The 21,064-nt window shown below is 64.5% G+C and carries 22 protein-coding genes; 11 read left to right on the top strand and 11 right to left on the bottom strand.

Annotation, left to right across the window (positions count from 1 at the left end; translation table 11 throughout):
* The first annotated feature begins 10 nt into the window (after positions 1–10).
* Positions 11–1,342: an ABC transporter substrate-binding protein gene (locus JJB99_RS21530; RefSeq protein ID WP_200494325.1), complete on the top strand. Its 1,332-nt coding sequence runs from the start codon at positions 11–13 to the stop codon at positions 1,340–1,342.
* A gap of 74 nt (positions 1,343–1,416) precedes the next feature.
* On the opposite strand, the gene JJB99_RS21535 is transcribed toward JJB99_RS21530, so the two are convergent.
* On the bottom strand, positions 1,417–2,406 hold the full coding sequence (locus JJB99_RS21535; protein ID WP_200494326.1) for a zinc-dependent alcohol dehydrogenase family protein: 990 nt from the start codon (positions 2,404–2,406) through the stop codon (positions 1,417–1,419).
* 103 nt (positions 2,407–2,509) lie between these two features.
* Between JJB99_RS21535 and JJB99_RS21540 the strand changes: the two genes are divergently transcribed.
* On the top strand, positions 2,510–3,409 hold the full coding sequence (locus tag JJB99_RS21540; protein ID WP_200494327.1) for a LysR family transcriptional regulator: 900 nt from the start codon (positions 2,510–2,512) through the stop codon (positions 3,407–3,409).
* A 354-nt stretch (positions 3,410–3,763) separates the two neighbouring features.
* Positions 3,764–4,912: a ribonuclease D gene (gene rnd / locus JJB99_RS21545; RefSeq protein WP_200494328.1), complete on the top strand. Its 1,149-nt coding sequence runs from the start codon at positions 3,764–3,766 to the stop codon at positions 4,910–4,912.
* A gap of 134 nt (positions 4,913–5,046) precedes the next feature.
* Here the strand turns inward: rnd and JJB99_RS21550 are convergent, their stop codons facing one another.
* From JJB99_RS21550 to JJB99_RS21570, 5 genes are all read right to left on the bottom strand, one after another.
* Entirely contained in the window at positions 5,047–6,429 is a 1,383-nt protein-coding gene (locus JJB99_RS21550; RefSeq protein WP_200494329.1) for an aspartate aminotransferase family protein, read from the bottom strand.
* 200 nt (positions 6,430–6,629) lie between these two features.
* Positions 6,630–6,797, bottom strand: a complete 168-nt coding sequence (locus tag JJB99_RS21555) for a hypothetical protein (RefSeq protein WP_200494330.1) — start codon at positions 6,795–6,797, stop codon at positions 6,630–6,632.
* Between the two features lie 30 nt (positions 6,798–6,827).
* Positions 6,828–7,391, bottom strand: coding sequence for an isochorismatase family protein (locus JJB99_RS21560; protein ID WP_200494331.1), 564 nt, complete (start codon positions 7,389–7,391; stop codon positions 6,828–6,830).
* Between the two features lie 25 nt (positions 7,392–7,416).
* Complete coding sequence (locus tag JJB99_RS21565; protein WP_200494332.1) at positions 7,417–8,037, bottom strand: GNAT family N-acetyltransferase; 621 nt, start codon at positions 8,035–8,037, stop codon at positions 7,417–7,419.
* The gene (locus tag JJB99_RS21570; RefSeq protein WP_200494333.1) at positions 8,024–8,641 is read right to left on the bottom strand and encodes a hypothetical protein; all 618 of its coding nucleotides are present in this window, start codon (positions 8,639–8,641) and stop codon (positions 8,024–8,026) included. Before JJB99_RS21570 ends, JJB99_RS21565 begins: the two co-directional genes overlap by 14 nt.
* 71 nt (positions 8,642–8,712) lie before the next feature.
* Between JJB99_RS21570 and JJB99_RS21575 the strand changes: the two genes are divergently transcribed.
* Positions 8,713–9,753, top strand: coding sequence for a LysR family transcriptional regulator (locus JJB99_RS21575; RefSeq protein WP_200494334.1), 1,041 nt, complete (start codon positions 8,713–8,715; stop codon positions 9,751–9,753).
* A 16-nt stretch (positions 9,754–9,769) separates the two neighbouring features.
* Here JJB99_RS21575 and JJB99_RS21580 read toward each other — a convergent pair whose 3' ends face one another.
* The gene (locus JJB99_RS21580; RefSeq protein ID WP_200494335.1) at positions 9,770–10,927 is read right to left on the bottom strand and encodes an autotransporter outer membrane beta-barrel domain-containing protein; all 1,158 of its coding nucleotides are present in this window, start codon (positions 10,925–10,927) and stop codon (positions 9,770–9,772) included.
* A 379-nt stretch (positions 10,928–11,306) separates the two neighbouring features.
* Here JJB99_RS21580 and JJB99_RS21585 point away from each other — a divergent pair, with 379 nt between their 5' ends.
* Positions 11,307–11,513, top strand: coding sequence for a cold-shock protein (locus JJB99_RS21585; protein WP_007591938.1), 207 nt, complete (start codon positions 11,307–11,309; stop codon positions 11,511–11,513).
* Positions 11,514–11,612: 99 nt separating this feature from the next.
* On the opposite strand, the gene purN is transcribed toward JJB99_RS21585, so the two are convergent.
* Positions 11,613–12,266: a phosphoribosylglycinamide formyltransferase gene (gene purN, locus JJB99_RS21590; protein ID WP_200494336.1), complete on the bottom strand. Its 654-nt coding sequence runs from the start codon at positions 12,264–12,266 to the stop codon at positions 11,613–11,615.
* On the bottom strand, positions 12,266–13,339 hold the full coding sequence (purM, locus tag JJB99_RS21595) for a phosphoribosylformylglycinamidine cyclo-ligase (protein WP_200494337.1): 1,074 nt from the start codon (positions 13,337–13,339) through the stop codon (positions 12,266–12,268). The genes purN and purM overlap by 1 nt, the downstream gene beginning before the upstream one ends.
* Positions 13,340–13,494: 155 nt before the next feature.
* Here purM and JJB99_RS21600 point away from each other — a divergent pair, with 155 nt between their 5' ends.
* From JJB99_RS21600 to ppx, 4 genes are all read left to right on the top strand, one after another.
* On the top strand, positions 13,495–14,037 hold the full coding sequence (locus JJB99_RS21600; protein ID WP_200494338.1) for a CDP-alcohol phosphatidyltransferase family protein: 543 nt from the start codon (positions 13,495–13,497) through the stop codon (positions 14,035–14,037).
* Between the two features lie 125 nt (positions 14,038–14,162).
* On the top strand, positions 14,163–14,840 hold the full coding sequence (locus tag JJB99_RS21605; protein WP_200494339.1) for a DnaA ATPase domain-containing protein: 678 nt from the start codon (positions 14,163–14,165) through the stop codon (positions 14,838–14,840).
* A gap of 142 nt (positions 14,841–14,982) precedes the next feature.
* Positions 14,983–17,172, top strand: a complete 2,190-nt coding sequence (locus tag JJB99_RS21610) for an RNA degradosome polyphosphate kinase (protein ID WP_200494340.1) — start codon at positions 14,983–14,985, stop codon at positions 17,170–17,172.
* 15 nt (positions 17,173–17,187) lie between these two features.
* Positions 17,188–18,690 carry an exopolyphosphatase gene (ppx, locus tag JJB99_RS21615; RefSeq protein WP_200494341.1) on the top strand — a complete coding sequence of 501 codons (1,503 nt, stop codon included), beginning with the start codon at positions 17,188–17,190 and terminating at the stop codon, positions 18,688–18,690.
* A gap of 9 nt (positions 18,691–18,699) precedes the next feature.
* On the opposite strand, the gene JJB99_RS21620 is transcribed toward ppx, so the two are convergent.
* Positions 18,700–19,560 carry a TerC family protein gene (locus tag JJB99_RS21620; RefSeq protein WP_200494342.1) on the bottom strand — a complete coding sequence of 287 codons (861 nt, stop codon included), beginning with the start codon at positions 19,558–19,560 and terminating at the stop codon, positions 18,700–18,702.
* Between the two features lie 120 nt (positions 19,561–19,680).
* Positions 19,681–20,103, bottom strand: coding sequence for a nucleoside-diphosphate kinase (ndk, locus tag JJB99_RS21625; protein WP_092294601.1), 423 nt, complete (start codon positions 20,101–20,103; stop codon positions 19,681–19,683).
* Positions 20,104–20,414: 311 nt separating this feature from the next.
* Between ndk and JJB99_RS21630 the strand changes: the two genes are divergently transcribed.
* Both JJB99_RS21630 and JJB99_RS21635 read left to right on the top strand, forming a co-directional pair.
* Positions 20,415–20,672, top strand: coding sequence for a sulfur globule protein precursor (locus JJB99_RS21630; RefSeq protein WP_200494343.1), 258 nt, complete (start codon positions 20,415–20,417; stop codon positions 20,670–20,672).
* A gap of 217 nt (positions 20,673–20,889) precedes the next feature.
* Positions 20,890–21,063 (top strand): hypothetical protein, encoded by a 174-nt coding sequence (locus JJB99_RS21635; RefSeq protein ID WP_200494344.1) that lies wholly within the window; start codon positions 20,890–20,892, stop codon positions 21,061–21,063.
* Position 21,064 lies beyond the last annotated feature (1 nt).

Raw genomic sequence — 21,064 nt, forward strand, 5'->3', positions numbered from 1 at the left:
AGATTTCTCGATGCTGTTTTCCCGCAGGCTCATGCTCGGCCTCGCCATGGCAGGCACGATGGCAGGTGCCCTCGCCGTCCCGGCGATGGCCGAAGGTCCGACCGAGATCGACCTGTTCTTCCCCGTGCCCGTCGACGGCAAGCTCGCCCGCGACATGGGCACCTTGATCAAGGAGTTCAACGACGGTCACCCCGACATCAAGGCGACCGCCGTCTACACCGGCTCCTATGACGACACGCTGATCAAGACGCGCGCTGCGATCAAGGCGGGCAAGCCGCCGGCCGCCGTGATCATGTCGGCGAACTTCCTCTTGGACATGCAGATCGAGAACGAGCTCACCAATCTCGACAACCTGATCGCCGCCGACGGCGGCAGCAAGGAAAAGTTCTTGGGCCAGTTCTTCCCGGCGCTGCAGGGCAATGCGGTGATCAACCGCTCGGTCTACGGCGTGCCGTTCCACAATTCGACGCCGCTGCTCTACATCAACGCCGACAAGGCCAAGGAAGCCGGCCTCGATCCGAACAAGCCGCCGCAGACCTGGGCCGAGCTGACCGACTGGGCCAAGAAGCTCACCAAGCGGGAGGGCGACAAGGTGACCCAATGGGGCATTGCGATCCCCTGCGCCTATGACTATTGCGGCTGGATGATGGAAACGCTCACCATGAGCAATGGCGGGCGCTACTACAACGAGGAGTTCGGCGGCGAGGTCTATTACGATACGCCCTCGATGCTGGGTGCGCTGACCTGGTGGAACGACCTCGTCCACAAGCACAAGGTCCATGCGCCCGGTGCCACGCCGGGCCCTGCCGTCAGCACCTCCTTCATCTCAGGCAATGCCGCGATGATGATGCTGTCCACGGGCTCGCTCACTTACGTGCGCGACAACGCCAAGTTCAACTACAAGGTCGCCTTCATCCCGCGCAACGTCCGCAACGCCGTGCCGATCGGCGGCGCCTCGCTGATCATTCCGGCCGGCCTCGAGGCCGACAAGCAGAAAGCCGCCTGGACGCTGATCAAGTGGATGACCTCCCCTGAGAAGAGCGCCTGGTGGAGCCGCGCCACCGGCTATTTCGCGCCCAACATGGCCGCCTACAAGACGCCTGACATGATCGACTTCCTCAACAAGAACCCGGACGCCAAGACCGCCGTCGAGCAGCTCGATGTGGCAAAGCCCTGGTTTGCGACCTACAAGACCGTCCCTGTGCGCAAGAACCTCGAGGACGAGGTGATGCTGGTCCTCAACGGCAAGAAGCAGCCGAAGGAAGCTTTGGTCGCCGCCCAGAAGGCCGCGGACGAGACGTTGAAGCCGTACAACGCGGAGACGTCGCTCAGGCTGCCGTGAACCACCGATCGCGTGCGAACAAGTTCGGCGCTCCGTCACGCGGGGCGCCGAAATCGTTTTTCGAGGGCGCCAAATCAGATCGTCACAACGATCTTCCCGAACTGCGTGTTCGATTCCAGGAAGCGATGCGCCTCGACGATCTCTTCGAAAGGAAACGTCCTGGCGATGACAGGCTTCAAGGCGCCATCCGCCAACCCACCCAGAATGAACGCCTTGGCCTTCACAAGGCGCGCGGCATCGCGGATGATCTCGTGCACGAGATAGCCGCGCAGGGTCAGGCTCTTGGTCAGGACCTTGACCAGCGGGAACGGGGTCGGCTCCGGGCTGAGGCCGCCATATTCGATGAGAATGCCGCCCGGCGACATCGCCGCGGTAAGCGGCTCGAATATGGGACCGCCCACCGCGTCGAACACCACACGAACGCCGTTTGAGCCGACCATATCTTCCAGGCGCGACCGGATGTCTTCTTCCGCCGACGCGATGACATCGGCGGCGCCGGCGTCGTGCAAGGCGTGCCGCTTGGTCGAGGTTCGCGTCACTGCAATCGGGATCGCACCAATCCGGTTCGCGATCTGAACAGCTGCAAGCCCGACGCTGCTCGACGCCGCCGTAATGACGACGGCCTCGCCTCGCCGCAGCCCGGCAATATCGACGAGGGCGCCATAGGCCGTGAGATATTGCATCCATATCGCGGCCGCCGCCTCGAAGCCAAGTTCGGGCGGGTGCTTGACGACGAACTCGGCCGGAAACGTAACGAACTCGGCATAGGCCGGCCATTGCACCATCGACAGCGGCGGCACGATGCTGACGGCCTCGCCCGGCGAAAAGCCGCTCACGCCTTCGCCGATCGCCTCGACGATGCCCGCCGCCTCGAGACCAAGCCCCGATGGAAATTTTGCGGTCTCGATATAGGTCCCCATCCGCAACAAGGCTTCCGCACGGTTGAGACCGAGTGCCCGAACCCGGATCTGCACCTCGCCCCTCGCCGGCGGCGCGATGTCGACGGTCTCGATGCGCAGCACTTCGGGGCCGCCATGCCGGTGAAAACGAACCGCGCGCGCCATGGACACACTCCAAAACAGTTGAATTGAATGGAGCTATGCCTATGGCACCGTCGGGAATAAATCGTCCGGATGAAAGAACAGTCGAAACCGGGAGTTTGCAATCATGGACCGCCTGACCAGCATGGCCGTCTTCGTCAAGGCGGTCGATCTGGGTTCGTTCGCCGCTGCCGCCGATGCGCTCGAAATATCCGGGCCGATGGTCGGCAAGCATGTCCGCTTCCTCGAAGAGCGCCTCGGCATCCGCCTCCTCAACCGCACCACGCGGCGCCAGAGCCTGACTGACGCCGGCCAGGCTTATTACGAGCGCTGCCGTGCCGTTCTCAACGAGGCCGAAGCCGCCGACGCGGTCGCTGCCGACGATCGCTCCGAGCCGCGCGGCCGCTTGCGCGTGACGATGCCCGCACTGCTGGGACGGCACTGCATCGCGCCCTTGCTGATGAAGCTGGCGCGAAAATATCCGCACCTCGAGCTCGACCTCTCCTTCAGCGACCCGATTGCTGACGTCATCGAGGCCGGCTATGACCTTGCGATCCGGACCGGCGATCTCGATGACCAGTCCGGCCTAATCACCCGGCGCATCGCAAGCCAGCGTATGGTCGTGTGCGGCGCGCGGTCCTATTTCCGCGTCAGCGGCAGGCCGAAGACGCTGGACGATCTCGCCGCGCACCAGGCGATCATCTACCGCCGCTCCGGGCGCGTTCGGCCATGGCTGTTTCCGCAGGAAGGACGACCTCCGCGCGAAATCATGCCATCGGGCAGACTGAGGCTCGACGATCTCGAGGCCATCGCCGATGCCGCCGCGCAAGGTATGGGGCTGGCCTGGCTGCCCTATTGGCTGGTCCGCGAGCGCCTCACCAGCGGAGCGCTGGTCAGTCTCTTCGCTGGCCAGCCTGAATTTCTCTACGACTGCCACGCGCTGTGGCCTCGTTCGCCCCGGCTGCCGCCAAAGGTCCGCGCCGCCGTGGATACCCTCGCCGCCGGCCTGCCAAAGCTGACGATGTGATGGCGGAGCCCGATGCTCGTTAACTCCCCGTCCACCATCCGGCCGCGCCTGCCGCCGGTAACCACGAGAATTAACAGACCCTCAACACAGCCCCGACAAGTCTATCAATGTTTCTGGAGATTTCGCCGTGGATCTGTTGGTTTTCGAGTTCCTAGGACTGGCGCTGGTCGCCATGTGCGTGGTGGTGGTGGCGCTGCCCTGCGCCCGCAAATCCTCGCACCGGATTCGCTACGAATAGGAATTTTGGCCGCTTCCGGCGATTCTGGCCCCAATGCAAGGCTCGAATTCGCTCCAACCCCCTTGACATCACAGCGCTTTCGGCAGAACGGCTGATGGTCTCGTCATGGGCCGTTCATGGATTTGATTACCACCACCGCTGACCTCGCGGCTGCCTGCAGCCGGCTGGCCAAGCACCCCGTCATAACCGTCGATACAGAATTCCTGCGCGAAACCACCTACTACCCGCTGCTTTGCGTGGTGCAGATGGCCAGCGCCGAGGAAGCCGTGGTGATTGACACCCTGGCTCCGGGCATCGACCTCAAGCCGTTCTTCGAACTGATGGGCAATGAGGGCGTGCTGAAGGTGTTCCACGCCGCGCGCCAGGACATCGAGATCATCTGGCACCAGGCCGGCATCATCCCGCACCCGGTGTTCGATACCCAGGTCGCGGCTATGGTGCTCGGCTATGGCGACAGCATCGCCTATGACGCCCTGGTCGAGAAGGTCACCGGCCACCGCCCGGACAAGACCCATCGCTTCACCGACTGGTCGCGCCGTCCGCTGACCAAGGAGCAGATGCACTATGCGGTGTCCGACGTCACGCATTTGCGCGACGTGTTCGCCGCGCTCGATGCCGACCTGAAGAAGCGCCGCCGCAGCGAATGGGTCTCGATCGAGATGGAAGTCCTGACCTCGCCCAGGACCTACGACTTCCATCCCGAGCGCGCCTGGGAGCGGCTGAAGACGCGCGTGCGCAAGCCGAAGGATCTCGCCGTGCTGATGGAAGTGGCTGCCTGGCGCGAGCAGGAAGCCCAGAGCCGCGACGTGCCGCGCGGCCGCGTGCTGCGCGACGAGGCCGTCAGCGACATCGCGACCCACGCGCCGACCACGCTGGAAAAGCTCGCAAACCTGCGCTCCGTGCCGAAGGGATTTGAGAAATCCAAATGGGGCGCGGACATCGTCGCCGCGGTCGAGCGTGGCCTCGCACGAGATTTCTCCACGCTGCCGAAGCTGGAGAAGCCGCGCAACAACAATAACGGCGCCGCCATCGTCGAACTCTTGAAGGTGCTGCTGCGCATGACCGCCGAGCGCCACGCAGTGGCCAGCAAGGTGATCGCGACCGTCGACGATCTCGAGGAGATCGCGGCCGATGACGAGGCCGATGTGCCCGCCTTGCGCGGCTGGCGACGCGAGCTGTTCGGCGAGGCAGCGCTGAAGCTCAAGCGCGGCGAGCTGGCGCTGGCGATCGAGAAGGGCCGCGTGGTCGGCGTTCAGCGGGCGTAGGCGGTTGGCCACAGCCGCTACTTCCGTCATTGCGAGGAGCTCTTGCGACGAAGCAATCCAGACTGTTGCCGAGGAGAGATTCTGGATTGCTTCGCTACGCTCGCAATGACGAAATTTGACGCGACAGCATTGCCCTACGCCGGCGTCAGCTTCGCTACTTCGCCTTTCATATCCTCCAGCACGCCCGAGATCGCCGCGACCAGCTCGTCGATCTGGCTCTTGGTGACGATCAGCGGCGGGCAGATGGCAATGGCATCCAGCATGTTGCGCGAGATCACGCCGCGCTCCTGGAGCATGCGGCTGGCGATGCCGCCGACGGCGCCGGGCGTGCTGGCGGCCGTCTTGCGGCCCTTGTCGAGCACGAGCTCGATCGCTGCGATCATGCCGACGCCGCGGACCTCGCCGACCAGCGGGTGGCTGGCGAGCTCACGCAGCCTGCCCTGCATGTAGCCGCCGAGCTCGGCAGCATGCGCCACCAGGCCGCGCTCCTCGATGATCTTCAGGTTCTCGAGCGCGATCGCCGAGCCGACCGGATGACCGCCCGCGGTAAAGCCGTGACCGAGCACGCCGATCTTGTTGCTCTCGTCGGCGATCGGCTCGAACATGCGGTCGTTCAGGATGATCGCCGACAGCGGGAAATAGCTCGAGGTGATCTGCTTTGAGACGACGATCGCATCGGGCTTGATGCCATAGGTCTCGCAGCCGAACATCTTGCCGGTGCGGCCGAAGCCGCAGATCACCTCGTCGGCGACCAGCAGGATGTCGTACTTCTTCAGGACGGCCTGGATCTTGTCCCAATAGGTTGCCGGGGGCACGATCACGCCGCCCGCGCCCATCACCGGCTCGCCGAAGAAGGCCGCGATCGTATCAGGCCCTTCCTTCTGGATCAGCGCGTCGAGCTCCTCTGCCCGGCGCGTCGCGAACGCCTGCTCGCTCTCGCCGGGCGCACCGTCCTTGTAGAAATGGGGCGAGCCGGTGTGCAGGATGTTCGGCAGCGGCAGGTCGAACGAACGGTGGTTGTTCGGCAGGCCCGTGAGGCTGGCCGATGCGATGGTGACGCCGTGATAGGCGCGCAGGCGGCTGATCACCTTCTTGCGCTGCGGCTGGCCGAGCGCATTGGAGCGATAGGCGATCAGCTTGAGGACGGTGTCGTTCGCCTCCGAGCCGGAATTGGTGAAGAACACCTTGCTCATCGTGACAGGCGCGAGCGCGACCAGCTTCTCGGCGAGATCAATCGAGGGCCCATGCGATTTGGCGGAGAAGGTGTGGTAAAACGGCAGTGCCAGCATCTGCTTGTGCGCGGCCTCGACCAACCGCTTCTCGTTGAAGCCGAGCCCGACGCTCCACAGGCCCGCCATCGCCTCGAAATAGCGCTTGCCGGCTGCATCGAACACGTAAGGCCCCTCGCCGCGCTCGATCACCAGGGGACCAGCCTGCTCATGGGTGCGCGCATTGGTGTAGGGATGGAGCTGGTAGGCCACATCCCGGGCCTCTTGCGAATTGGGCAGCATGGACATTTTCAGGGATCCCTTGACTGGTCAGGTCGCCGGCGGGCCAGCGTCGTCACTGATCAGCAAGTTACTTGGCTATTGCGACGAGGCAAGCCTTGCAACGTCAATTCATCGGCAGCCAGCGCTCAGCAGCGATGCACAAAGCCGCACATAGGAAGTGGCATATGGGAGGAAGTGGCATATGGGAGCCTCACACGGGGCAGCGCTCACGCAGCGCCATCGTCATCTCCGTCATCGGCGGCGACAGCTTCCCTCACCTCGACGAGCGCCATCGAGAGCAGATAGACCGTGGTGGGCAAGCCAAGCCGGCGCGCCCTCTCGGCCGCACGCGACAGGTCGCTCGCCAGCTCCTTGAGCTCGTCTCCCCGTGACAATGTCTCACCCCATCCGCCGATCGCGGCCGCCTACACCGCAACGGCGCCGCTGGTTCTGATCAGTTCGGCGCTGGACTGGATTGTAGCAAAATTCGCGATGACATTCACTAGCGCATGCTTGTAGGCGATGGCACCGCCTGTGCCCGGCTGCCGGCAGGCCACGGCATCGCCGATCGCCCGGTAGCGATGGCTGCGGTGAAACCCGTCGATGGCGGTGGCCAGGATGGTTTCATCGAGCGAAAAGCCGATCAGAATGCAGCGCACATTGCGGATACTGGACATGTAGTCCACGAACCGCGGCGAGCTGTAGGCCGATGGCAGCGGGTGCTCGAATGTCATCTCGCCCGGGCGCGGCTTCGCCTCCGCGATCCAATCGGTCAGCCTCGATGCCGGATTGAACCAGGCCGCCTGGGCGACGCGCTTCAGATGCATCACCGGCCAGAGATTGCCGCGCCACAGGGTGAGCAGTTCCAGGCAACACGCGGTGGCGGCCTCGCCGTCGAAAATGACGTGGCGGCGCCCGGGGGTCAGATATTCGACCTGGAGATCCGCGCAGATCAGGATCGGCGGATCGTCGTCAGCGGAGATCAGCATGATCTTGCGCGCAACTGCACCGGTTTCAGCGATCGGCGAGTGCGAGGTCCCGCAGCGGCGAGGTCACCGCCCGCCCCGCGGATGCGTCGAGCACGCCGGCCCGGTCCCAATCGCCCTCGGGCCGGATGATCACATAGGGATCGCTGTCCAGCGTGATGGCGTCCGGCCCCGGCTCGATCTCCAGCAACATCTCCGTGTAGGAGAAATCCGAGAAGGTGATCTTGCGGTTGTGGCCGAGCGGCTTGGCGCCGAAATGGGCCCAGAAATCGACCAGCCGGTCCTGCGCCTGGCCGTAGATCTTGCGAAAGCCCTTGCGCTTCACATAATCGACGCTCGCCTGCACCAGCTTGAACGAAACGCGCGAGCGCCGATATTGGTGACGCACCGCGAGCCGCTCCACCTTGGCAAAATCGCCGAAGAAGCGCACCCGCAGGCAGCCGGCGGGCTCGTTGCCGACATAGCCGATGAAGTGCGCGGCGACCATGTCGTTGCCGTCGAACTCTTCCTCGAACGGGCAATCCTGCTCGGCGAGATAGACGGCGGAGCGGATGGCGGTGACCAGCATGAGATCGCTGGGATCGCGCGCGAGGCGGATGGTGATGGCGCGGGAGTCGGGCTTGGCGAGAGGAATCCTAGTACCGTGCATCTGCAAAACTCCTTGCTTGGATGATCGCGCCCGGCATGCGCAACGGCTGCCGACGCCAAGGGCGCTCGTAGCACCAGAGATCGGGCTGGAAGCTCGGGACAGGCTCGAAGCCCGTCGCCTTCATGATGTCGCGGCCGGCCACGGTTGACGGCTGCGCATAGCAATCGGCGTTGCGAAACCTTAGCTGTCGCAGATGAGCCGCAGCCTTACCGAGACCGGCGATGCCGCGGCCCGTCGCCGCGATCGCCCAGATGTAGATGGCAGCAACATCGTCCCTCGCGGAGGCGAGATGGTGCGTCTCCGGCGCGGTGAGGCAGATCTCGTCGAGCAGCAGCGCATCGTGGCCGCGGTCGTTGAGAAACAGGAAGGCCATGCCACCGAGCAGCCTGCCCTTGCGGCTGAACGTCAGGATGCTCTGAGGATCGAACGAGAGATATCTCGCAAGCTCCGCCGCGTCGATCTGCACGCCCGGCACCAGCCGGTGCGCCATTTCGGAAAGCATCGAAATTTCGGAAAATCGCGCGCAACGGACGTCGACGTCCGGGCTCAGGGGCAAGGCATCGAAATCATGCCTTGTGGCAAACGAGTCCCTTTCCATAACCATGTCGCGCCTCTATCGTTCGAGGCCTTAGTGCCCCGCTACGACGTCGAGCTTAGCGGTTGGGGATCAGGAGTATGCAGCAGTTATTGCAACGGGGTGCTGCGATGACGCAGCACCGTGAAGAAGCCCTGGATGCGTCCTGGGACGATTTGAAACTGTTTTTAGCGTGCGCAAAGTATAAAAGTTTCCGCAACGCTGCCGAAGAACTCGGGCTCACCTCCACCACCTTGATGCGCAGGATCGACCGGCTCGAAGAGAGCATCGGCTGCAAGCTGTTCCTGCGCGACCAGAGCGGACTGACGCTCAGCGACGAAGGCACCGCGATGATCGCCGACGTCGCGCACATGGAGCGCCACGCCTTCAACGTCTTCCGCCGCGCCTCGCGATCGTCGAACGACACCGCCGGTACCGTGCGTGTTGCGGTGACGGAAGGCCCCGGCAATTTCTGGATCCTGCCGCGGCTGATCGACTTCCAGAAGACCTACCGCAAGATCACGGTCGATCTGCGCTGCGCGATGGAGCAGGCCGACGTCGCGCGGCTCGAGTCCGACATCGCAATCCAGCTCGAGCCGCCGACCAATCCCGATCTGATCGTCGTCAGGCTCGGCCGTCTGCACATCTATCCCTTCGTCTCCCGGGAGTACGAGAACCTTTATGGCGTGCCGACAACGCTCGCCGAGCTGAACAACCACCGCATCGTCAAGCAGACCGCACCGCAGGTCGATGACACGGCCTATGCCCGCATTCTCGGACTGTCGTCGCTGGAGGGCATCGTCGGGATCAAGACCAATTCCTCGGTCGGCGCGCTCTATGCGGTCGAACGCGGCGCCGGCATCGGCTTCCTGCCGACCGTGTCGATCGCGCTCGGCGCGCCGCTCGTTGCCGTCGATCTCGGTGTCAGCCATCACGCCGATCTCTGGCTCACCTATCACAGGGAGTTCCGCAGCTCCGAGCGCCACAAGATCGTGGTCGACTGGCTGAAGAAGATCTTCGATCCCAAAACCTATCCCTGCTTCCGTGACGAGTTCATCCATCCGAACGCGTTGGTGCCGATGATGACGACTGCGCGCGAGGGTTTTGGACTGACCGGATATGTCGCGGCGACGCCGACATAGACGGGCGTGGCGCCGTCTACCATCTGTATTCGAAGCCGACCGTGCCCTGGTGCGAGGTCAGCTCGTTGCGGAACTTGCCATCATAATTGACGTAGAGCCGCGCGGAATTGGTCAGGCTGAGCGAGGCCGAGGCGCCGGCATCCATGCCGTAGCGGCTCTCGCCGATGCCGGGGACGACGATGCTCTGGGTCCCCAGGCTGACCTGAATCGACCCCAAGTCCTGGTGGAAATTGTCGACGAACTTGCCATAGGCTGACAGATCCAGGATCTTCTGGTCGAAGGTGAAGTAGCGGCCGATCTCGGCGCCGACCATAACGCGCGCGCGTGAGAGCGCGGTGGAACCGACATTGAGCGGATCAAGCCCGCCGGCCTCCTGGAACGCGGCGCTGGTGGCGCGCACATATTCGACCGCGCCCTTGGGCACGATCCGCATCTGGTCCTTGGTCCAGTAATAGCTGATCTCGGTCAGAGCGCCACCGACCGCGGCATGATAGCCTGCGGTCGCAAGGCCGAAGCCGGTGTCGCGGCTGGAGCGGACCTTGCCGAGGCCGTGCACCACCGCGAAGGCCCAGGTCCACGGGCCCTTGTCGACCGAACCGCTAAAGCCGAGCTGCGTCAGATCGAGCGTTGCGGATTGCAGCGCGAGCGGCACGTCGATATCGGTGTGGCTCTGGTCGACGGAGAAGCCGAGATTGACGCCCGGCGCCAGCCGCGCGCCGAAGCCGGCAACGCCGCCAAAGGTCTTGCGCTTGTCGCCGGCGAAGTCGCCTTGCGCATCGGTGCGCACCGAAATGCCGTAGCCCTCGAACCAGCTGCGGTAGCGCGGATCTTCCATGCTCGCCGATGCGCCGCCGCCACCTGGATTGTTGCGAAGCGCGCGGTTGAAGCCACCCGACGCCTGGTTGCCGAGACGCTCCAGGAATCCCGAACCGAGATCGAGCATGCTGTTGCCGGCGGACTGATCGTCACTGGCCGACGTCGGCGATGGCATCGGCGGCACTGGCCGCCTCTGCGCGAAGCCGGGAGTGGCAGCCGTCATCAGGCCAAATGCCAGCACGATTGCCGTGACAATCAACCTGGCAATTGCCCTGTCGCGCAGGATCGTGGTCATTCCACGGCCCCGTTCCAACCCGATCGTCTTCCGTATCCCCGAGAGCTGCGAAGCGCAGCGCATAACGACAAAATCCCAAAGCGAAAAACGATGCGCAAAAATGCAACACGTACCGCGCTGCATGCGACGATTTGCGCTGAACTGCAACGGTGGGTCAACCGGGCGCGACGCGCGACCCGCAGTGATTGCCCCGGATTGTGGTTCCGCTGCCACAGGTTGGAAATAGCGGCTGGCTGCGGCCGGGCCGCTCTTGAAATTCGCGTGTGGCTTGCTAACGGGCGATTTTCATGTTGCAATATTGGACACAATCGGAATTGGCCGCTCGGCTGTGCGTTTCGCGACATTGAGACTCAAGACTCGAACAGACTTCCGCAAGCCCGTTTGTGGCGTGGCACGCGAACAGCGGCCGCGTCTTTTTTGTATCTAGTGGAGGAGACTGAGGATGCCGCAAAAGGGCACCGTCAAATGGTTCAACCCGACCAAGGGTTATGGGTTCATCAAGCCAAACGGCAGCGACAAGGACGTGTTCGTCCACATCTCCGCCGTCGAGCGCGCCGGACTCTCGACTCTCAATGAAAACCAGGTGGTTGAATACGACCTCGTGGAGAACCGCGGCAAAGCGTCCGCGGAAAACCTCAAGGTCTCCTGATCCCTCAAAGCACCGCGCGAGAGATCATGATGTTGCCCCCGGCTCCGCCGGGGGACTTTACCTGCTTATGGCGATTGAGCGTGTCGCGGCGCGACGTCATCAATGCACCACCGGCGCAATCAGAAAATTGTCCGACGCAGCGCTGCCGGCCGTCTTACAGACATCGCCGTCGATCCGGACCTTGCCGGTCGCGAGCAGCCGCAGCGCTTCGGGATAAATGCGGTGCTCGACTTCGAGGATGCGCTCCGACAGCGTCTCCCCTGTATCGTGGTCGCTGACGGGAACCGCGCCCTGCATCACGATCGGACCGGCGTCGGTCTCGGGGATGACGAAATGCACCGTCGCGCCAGATAGCTTCACGCCGGCCCGCAAAGCCTGGCCGTGCGGGTCCAGGCCCGGGAACGACGGCAGCAGCGAGGGATGGATGTTGAGCATCCGCCCGTACCAGGCCTTGGTGAACTCGGCCGTGAACAGGCGCATGAAGCCGCCGAGACAGATCAGCTCGATGCCGTGCTGGTCGAGCGCTGCCTGCAGCACCGTCTCAAAGCCTGCGCGGTCCTTGCCGAACGGCTTGCTCTCGATCACCAGCGTTTTCACGCCGCTCGCCTTGGCCCGTTCGAGCCCTGCCGCATCCGCCTTGTTCGAGATAACGAGCGAAATCTCCGCCGGAAAATCCGCAGCAGTGGCGGCCCTGATCAGCGCGGACATGTTGGAGCCGCGACCGGAGATCAGGATGGCGACACGGCGCTTCATCACAGCGCCAGATCGAGGTGGCCGTTGTAGACAACGCGATGCTCGCCCTCCGCCGGGATCACGGTGCCGAGCTGCGCCACGGTCTCACCGGCATTGCTGAACACCCGCACGACCTCGTCGACCTTGTCAGGCTCGACGATGGCGATCATGCCGATGCCGCAGTTGAAGGTGCGCAGCATTTCGAGTTCGGCGATGCCGGCCTGTGCGGCCAGCCATTTGAACACCGGCAGCACCGGCAGGCGCGCGAGGTCAATGCCGACGCCGAGATCCTTCGGCAGCACGCGCGGAATGTTGTCGGTGAAACCGCCGCCGGTGATATGGGCAAGCCCCTTCACCGCGCCGGTCTCGCGGATCGCGCGCAGGCAGGATTTAACGTAGAGCCGCGTCGGCGTCAGCAACGCGCCGCCGAGCGTCATCACGGGCGCGAACGGCGCCGGTGCCTCGAAGCCGAGGCCGGATTGTTCCACGATCTTGCGCACCAGCGAGAAGCCATTGGAGTGCACGCCCGAGGAAGCAAGGCCGATCACGGCATCGCCCGCGGCGATGTCCTTGCGCGGCAGCAGCGTGCCCCGCTCCGCGGCGCCGACGGCGAAGCCGCCGAGGTCGTAGTCGCCGTCCTTGTAGAGGCCGGGCATCTCGGCAGTCTCGCCGCCGATCAGAGCGCAGCCGGATTCGCGGCAGCCTTCGGCTACGCCCGCGACGATCGACGCGGTCGCCTCGGGGTCGAGCTTGCCGCAGGCAAAATAGTCCAGGAAGAACAGCGGCTCGGCGCCCTGCACCACGAGGTCGTTGACGCTCATGGCGACGAGGTCGATGCCGATCCCGCCATGCAGGCCGGTCTCGATCGCGATCTTGACCTTGGTTCCCACGCCGTCCGTGGCGGCAACCAGGACCGGGTCCTTGAAACCAGCCGCCTTGAGGTCGAACAGGCCGCCGAAGCCGCCGATCTCCGCGTCGGCGCCGGGACGTGCCGTGGCGCGCACCATCGGCTTGATCAGGTCGACCAGGCGGTTGCCCGCGTCGATATCGACGCCTGAATCGGCGTAAGTGAGGCCGTTTTTGCGGTCGGTCATGCCCGATTTCCAGTGGGTTTGCGGCTGGTTACGTCGAATTCCGGGGACGCGCAATGGCAAGCGTGGCGCCCCGCCCTATACTATGTAGAGATATCAACCGGTTCGGCCTCTTGGAGGCCGGATTCGAAGTCAGGTCGGGTGCCGGGAAGCGCCGTGTGAGTATTCCGAACGTCATTACCCTGGGCCGCATCATGCTGGTCCCGATCATCGTCTGGGCCATCGTGTCGAGCCAAATGGAGGTCGCGTTCGCGGTCTTCCTGATTGCCGGCATCAGCGACGCCGTCGACGGCTTCCTGGCCAAGCGCTTCAACATGGCGAGCGAGCTCGGCGCCCTGCTCGACCCGCTCGCCGACAAGGCGCTGCTGGTGTCGATCTATCTCGCGCTCGGCATCTGGGGCGACATCCCGCGCTGGATCGTGATCCTTGTGGTGTCACGCGACATCATGATCGTGGCGGCGGTGATGGTATCCTGGCTGTTCGACAAGCCGGTCGAGATGAAACCGTCGAAAGTATCCAAGCTAAACACAGTCGCCCAGGTCGCCTATGCGGCCCTGGTGCTGGCGGCGCTTGCCTTCGGCTTCAAGCCGGCGCCCTATGATATGATCCTGATGGGATTGGTCACGGTGTTCACGCTCTCTTCCGTGTCGCTCTATCTCGTCGAGTGGCTGCGGCACATGAGCACGATCGACGGCAAATGAGCTGGGACTTTGTGAGTCGAGGACTTGTGAGTTGAGGACTTGGCCCCCGCAAAAGGCCAACTCCCGCTCGATCAAATCGAATCTCATCAAACGCAGCCGGCGCGCCGGCATGGAGCAAAGCAAGCGTGGCAGGCCGCGTTCATCCCCGACAATTGGCGTTTTCGCTTCCGCATGCGGAGAGCCTGAGCCGGGACAATTTTCTCGAAGGTCCGGCCAACGCCGCTGGCCTTGCGTTGATCGACGGCTGGCCGGAATGGCCGAACCGGATCATGTGGCTGACCGGCCCGGAAGGCAGCGGCAAGAGCCATCTCGCCGCGATCTGGGCCGAGCTATCAGGCGCCCGCTCGACCATGGCCGATACGCTGACTGCCGCAGACGTTCCGGGCGCGCTCGCCACCGGCGCGCTGGTGGTCGAGGATCTCAAGGCCGGGGATTTTGACGAGCGTGCCCTTTTCCACCTCATGAACCTTGCCCGCGAGGACGGCGCCTACGTCCTCTTCTCCGGACGCGAGGTGCCGGCATCGCTCGAGATCGAGCTGCGCGACCTGCGCTCGCGCCTGCGCGCCGTGCCCGTGGTCCAGCTGCTGCCCCCCGACGACCAGCTGTTCCGCGGCCTGATCGTCAAGTTCTGCGCCGACCGCCAGCTCACGGTGGACGAGAGCGTGGTCAGCTACCTCGCCACCCGCCTGGAGCGGTCTTCGGCCGCCGCCCGGCAGGCGGTGGAGTTGCTCGACAGCGAGGCCCTCCGGCTCGGCCGTCCCGTCACGAGGGCGCTGGCCGCGGAGCTGCTCCGGGATGCCTGAGGTGCCCGCTCCGACCAGGGCCGCTTGACGCGGCGGGCGGCGGAACATCAATGTCATCGAAACGTCATCGCACTAACACATGCTCCCGCCGGTTTTTGCGCATAAGTCGCAAAGTGGGGCGAACTGGATGGATCGACTTCTCATGGAATCAGCGCAAGCCGTTGAAACTAAAGAAAAAGCTCCCGAGGCCGAAGGCCTGCCGGCGATCGCCTCAAGCCCCGAGCGGTTCATCAATCGCGAGCTGTCCTGGCTGCATTTCAATCGCCGCGTTCTCGAGGAATCGGTCAATCCCAGCCATCCCGTGCTGGAGCGGGTGCGATTCCTGTCGATATCGGCGAATAACCTGGACGAGTTCTTCATGGTCCGCGTCGCCGGCATCAAGGCCCAGGTGCGCGAGGGCATTGCCGAACGTGCGCCTGACGGCCTGACGCCGTCTGAGCAGCTCGCGCTGATCAACCGCACCGTCTCCCAGCTCGCCTCTGACCAGCAGGCGATCTGGCGCGATCTGCGCGCCACACTGGCCGATGTCGGCATCGTCCTGGTCGACGGCAAGGACGTCACCAAGGCGGAGCGGACCTGGATCGAGGACTACTTTCTCAACAACGTGTTCCCGCTGCTGACGCCGCTCGCGATCGACCCGGCCCATCCCTTCCCGTTCATTCCGAGCCTCGGCTTCACCATGGCGCTCCAGCTGACGCGGGAGGCCGACGGCAAGCAGATGAACGCGCTGATCCGCATGCCCGGCAAGATCGACCGCTTCATCCGCCTGCCCGCCGAGGGCAAGGTGCGGCTAATCTCGCTGGAGCAGGCCACCGGCCTGTTCATCAACCGCCTGTTCCCCGGCTACAATCTGCACGGCCAGGGCGCCTTCCGCATCATCCGCGACTCCGAGCTCGAAATCGAGGAAGAGGCCGAAGACCTCGTCCGCCTGTTCGAGACCGCGCTGAAGCGCCGCCGCCGCGGATCGGTGATCCGGCTCGAGATCGACGGCAAGATGCCGGAGGAGCTGCGCAGCTTCGTGCAGCACGCGCTGTCGGCGGCCGATGACGAGGTGTTCCTGGTCGACGGCGTGCTCGCCATGAACGAGCTCTCGCAACTCACCCGCCTCGACCGGCCCGACCTCGAATTCACCCCCTACGTGCCGCGCCATCCCGAGCGCGTGCGCGAGCACGGCGGCGACATCTTCGCCGCGATCCGCCAGAAGGACCTCATCGTCCATCATCCTTACGAATCCTTCGACGTGGTCGTGCAGTTCCTGCAGCAGGCCGCGCGCGACCCTGATGTCGTCGCGATCAAGCAGACGCTCTATCGCACCTCCAACAACTCGCCGATCGTGCGCGCGCTCGCGGAGGCTGCCGAAGCCGGCAAGTCCGTCACCGCCCTGATCGAGTTGAAGGCGCGCTTCGACGAGGAAGCCAACATCCGCTGGGCGCGCGACCTCGAGCGCGCTGGCGTGCAGGTGGTCTACGGCTTCCTCGAATTGAAGACGCACGCAAAGCTCTCGATGGTGGTGCGCCGCGAGGGCGGCAGTCTCACCACTTACGTCCACACCGGCACCGGCAATTACCATCCGGTCACCGCACGCATCTACACCGACCTCTCCTATTTCACCTCCGATCCGACCATCGGCCGCGACGCCGCGCGCGTATTCAACTTCATCACCGGCTATGCCGCGCCGAGCGATCTGGAGAAGATGGCGGTGTCGCCGCTGACCTTGCGCAAGCGCATCATCGAGCACATCCAGGGCGAGACTGCGCATGCGCAGCACGGCCGTCCCGGTGCGGTCTGGATGAAGATGAATGCGCTGGTCGATCCCGACATCATCGACGCGCTCTATGAAGCCTCGCAAGCCGGCGTGCAGGTCGAGCTCGTGGTGCGCGGCATCTGTTGCCTCAGGCCCGGCATCCCCGGTCTGTCGGAGAATATCCGGGTCAAGTCGATCATCGGACGCTTCCTGGAACACGGCCGAATCTACTGCTTCGGCATGGGTCAGGGCCTGCCGAGCGCGAAAGCGGCTGTGTATATCTCCTCGGCCGACATGATGCCGCGCAACCTCGACCGCCGCGTCGAGGTGCTGTGTCCGCTGCAAAATCCCACGGTGCATCAGCAGGTTCTCGAACAGATCATGGTCGCGAATCTGAAGGACAATGAGCAGAGCTGGCAATTGTTGCCGGACGGGTCCTCAACGCGTATGAAGGCCGCGAAGGGCGAGGAGCCTTTCAACGTGCACAACTACTTCATGACAAATCCGAGTCTGTCTGGCCGTGGAAAGTCGCTCAAGGAATCCTCGCCGCGCCGCCTCACGCGCCGTAATGAACGTCATCAATCCTGATCCGGGACCGTCGACGTGAAGCGGCCGCGCAAGCGCGGCTCGAGCGTCGCGGTCATCGACATCGGCTCCAACTCGGTCCGTCTCGTCGTCTATGAAGGACTGACGCGAAGCCTCATTCCGATCTTCAACGAGAAGACGCTGTGCGGCCTCGGGCGCGAGGTGCAGAGCACGGGCCTGCTCGCGCCTGACGCGGTCGACAAGGCGCTGACGTCGCTGAAGCGATTCCGTGCGCTGTGCCGCGTGATGCAGGTCGGCCGCGTGTTCGCGATCGCGACCGCGGCCTGCCGCGACGCCTCCAACGGCCCGGACTTCATCGCCAAGGCCGAGCGGATCTGCGCGGTGAAGATCGAGATCCTGTCCGGCCCGCGCGAGGCGCGGCTGTCGGCGCTCGGCGTGATCTCCGGCATCCATCATCCCGACGGCATCGTCGGCGATCTCGGCGGCGGCTCGCTCGAACTGATCGACGTGCGCAAGAACAGAGTGCGTAGCGGCGTGACGCTGCCGCTCGGCGGCCTCGCGCTCCAGGACCTCGCGCACAAATCGATCAAGCGCGCCGACCGCATCGTGCGCGAGGAGATCGACGAGGTCGAGCTGCTCGCCGCGGGCCGCGGCCGCACCTTCTACGCCGTCGGCGGCACCTGGCGCGCGCTCGCGCGCATCCACATCATCCAGAGCGGCTATCCGCTCCAGGTGATGCACGGCTATTCGATTCCGGCCGCCGAGGCGCTCGACTTTTCTCGCCGGCTGCGCCGTCTTGCCGCCAGCAACACGCTCGCCGACATCGAGGTCGTCGCCGATGCCCGCCGCCCGCTCCTCACCTATGCAGCGCTGGTGCTCGAGCACATCATCCGCGTGGCAAAGCCAAAGACCATCGTGTTCTCGACCTTCGGCGTGCGCGAAGGCCTGCTGCACGAGAAGCTGACGGAGTCCGAGCGCAACAAGGACGGACTGATCTGCGCCGCCGAGGAGCTGAACCAGCTGCTGTCGCGCTCGGCCAGACACGCCCGCGAGCTGATTGCCTGGACCGACCGCCTGGCGCGCGTGGTGAAGCTGCGTGAGACGCCGGAGGATCGCCGCCTTCGCCACACCGCCTGCCTGCTCTCCGACATCGGCTGGCGCGTGCACCCGGATCATCGCGGCGAGCAGACGCTGAGCCTCGTCGTCAACGCCAATTTCGGCGCGATCACCCACACCGAACGCGCCTTCGTCGGCCTGTCCGTGTTCTATCGCTATGCGGGCTTAAGCGAAGAAAACCAGCCGCCGGCCACCACGCAGGAGCTGCTGACGCCAGCCCAGCTCGATCGCGCCCGCCTGCTCGGCGCGGCGTTCCGCGTCGCGCATCTGATCTCGGCCGCGCGTCCGGGCGTGCTGCCGGCCACCCATTTCCGCAGCCAGGACCGCAATCTGATGCTGGTGTTCGAGCACCGGCTCGGCGACATCGTCGCCGACCGCGTCGGCAGCCGCTTCCGCCAGCTCGCCCGCCTGATCGGCCGCAACGGCTCGATCGTGCGGCGGTAGATTAGAGAACTATTCCGCCGACGCCTTGGCGTGGCGCTCGGAGGATTCGAGTGCGGCCTGGCCGAGACTGCGCCGGCGCCAGATCGAGCCGACGACCAGCACGACGACGACGCCGAGCGCTGCGCAGAAATATTCGCCGCCTGCCCCGCCATGGGCGAATTGCGGCGGGATATGCAAGCTGGCGAGCATGCTGTCCAGCGAGGCGCCCAGCGGGCCGTCCAACAGGGTGTGCAGCTTCGGCGCGACGCCTGGGTCGGTCGCGATCACCTCGCCCGCGATCCAGCCGAGCAGCGCCGCACCGGCCCAGACCAGCACCGGCAGCTTTGCCAACAGCGCCATGATCAGCGCCGCACCGGCGACGATCAGCGGCACGCTGATGGCAAGGCCGAGGATCAGCAGCGGCACGCTGCCATTGGCGGCAGCCGCGACCGCAATGACGTTATCCAGGCTCATGACGATGTCGGCGACGACGACGATCTGCACCGCCTGCCACAGATGCGAGGCGGACTCGACGCCCTCCTCGTCCTCGTTTTCGGGCACCAAGAGTTTTGCCGCAATCACGATCAGCGCGAGACCGCCGACGAGCTTGAGATACGGCAGCTCCATCAGGCTCGCGACGATGCCGGTGAAGATGATCCGCAGCAGCACGGCCGCGCCGGCGCCGAGGGTCATGCCCCAGAGCCGGTGCCGCGGCGTGAGGCCGCGGCAGGCGAGCGCAATCACCAGCGCGTTGTCGCCGGAGAGCAGGATGTTGATCCAGATGATCTTGCCGAGCGCAATCCAGAAGGTCGGTTCGGACATCTCGTTGCGGAACTGGGTGAAGAATGCCCCGATCGTAGCGGGATCGAAGATCTGCCAGAGCCAGTTCACAATCAGTCCTTCCCCGTCGACTTAAAGCATGATCCGGAAAAGTGCGAAGCGGTTTTCCGAATGCTCAAACAATAGCCTAAAGCGCGATGACCTTCATCGCGCTTTAGGCTGGCTGACGGATCAGCCGACGATCTCGTTGCCCGAGAAGAACTGCGCGATCTCGATCGCGGCGGTCTCCGGCGCATCCGAGCCGTGCGCCGAGTTCTCGCCGATCGACTTTGCGTAGAGCTTGCGGATGGTGCCGTCGGCCGCCTTGGACGGATCGGTCGCGCCCATCACGTCGCGATACTTGGCGACGGCGTTCTCGCCTTCCAGCACCTGGACGACCACCGGGCCCGAGGTCATGAACTCGACCAGTTCGCCGAAGAACGGGCGCGCCTTGTGCACGGCGTAGAAGGTCTCGGCCTGTTCCTTGGTCATGCGGATGCGCTTCTGCGCGACGATGCGCAGGCCCGCCTTCTCGATCACGGCGTTGACGGCGCCGGTCAGGTTACGCGCGGTGGCGTCGGGCTTGATGATCGAGAACGTGCGTTCGATGGCCATAATCTTGTCCTTGAGAAGAAAGCGGTGGTTCGGAGTTGCCGGGCTTATATCGGCGCCTTCGCCGGACGGCAAGCGACCCCCAAGGCGCCCCCACAGGCGCTTCGCCACAGGCGCCCGGCCTCCTATTCCAACATGAATTACAACAATTTCACCCAGATGAACCCAATCTGAAACCCCCGTCAGGGTTCGGTTCAGCTTCACAGGCGTAACGTTGGGCCTATCGAAACCAAAGCCCGATCATCGGGCAGACCGTTTCGGCGGCCTTTTCATCGGCGCGATAGCCCCGCGCCGGCAGTTTTGAGGAGATCACCATGTTGAGGAAACTTTCGCTTGCCGCCGTCACCGCGGTTGCGCTGGGTGCCGCGCTGGCACCGACCTCCGCCTCCGCTCACTGGCATGGCGGCTGGGGCTGGCACGGTGGCGGCTGGCATCACGGCTGGGGCTGGGGTGGACCGCGCTTCTATGTCGGCGCCCCGGTCGTCGCCTACGGCTATGGCGGCTGCTATGTGCGCCGGCTGGTCCCGACCCCATGGGGACCGCGCTGGCGGCTGATCAACCGCTGCTACTGAGCCCGACAGCACCTTTCTCGAGGTACCTTCCCCCAGGGTACCTTCTAAGCGAAGCCCCGGCGTTCCCCCCTGCGCCGGGGGCTTTGTATCTGCGCCGATACTGCGCGAGTTCATGCAATTTTGACGAGAATACCGGGAATGCCCCGCGGTCGGCGAAACTATTTTGGCGGCAATGACTTGGTACCGTGTCGTTACCTGGAGCACACGGAACCGCGCAATGGCTGGGCCTTTTGCCAATGACAGCGAACACATCGACCGGCGCACCAGCCGCTCGATTTGCGACGCCGTGGGCGAACGGCTGCAGCAGAGCATCCGCCCCGACCCTCGGCTGCCGACGCATCTCGAGCAGCTCCTCGATGAGCTGAGGCGGCGCGAGCGCGATCCGCACTGAT

This window comes from Bradyrhizobium diazoefficiens, assembly GCF_016616235.1.
Lineage (GTDB): Bacteria > Pseudomonadota > Alphaproteobacteria > Rhizobiales > Xanthobacteraceae > Bradyrhizobium > Bradyrhizobium diazoefficiens_H.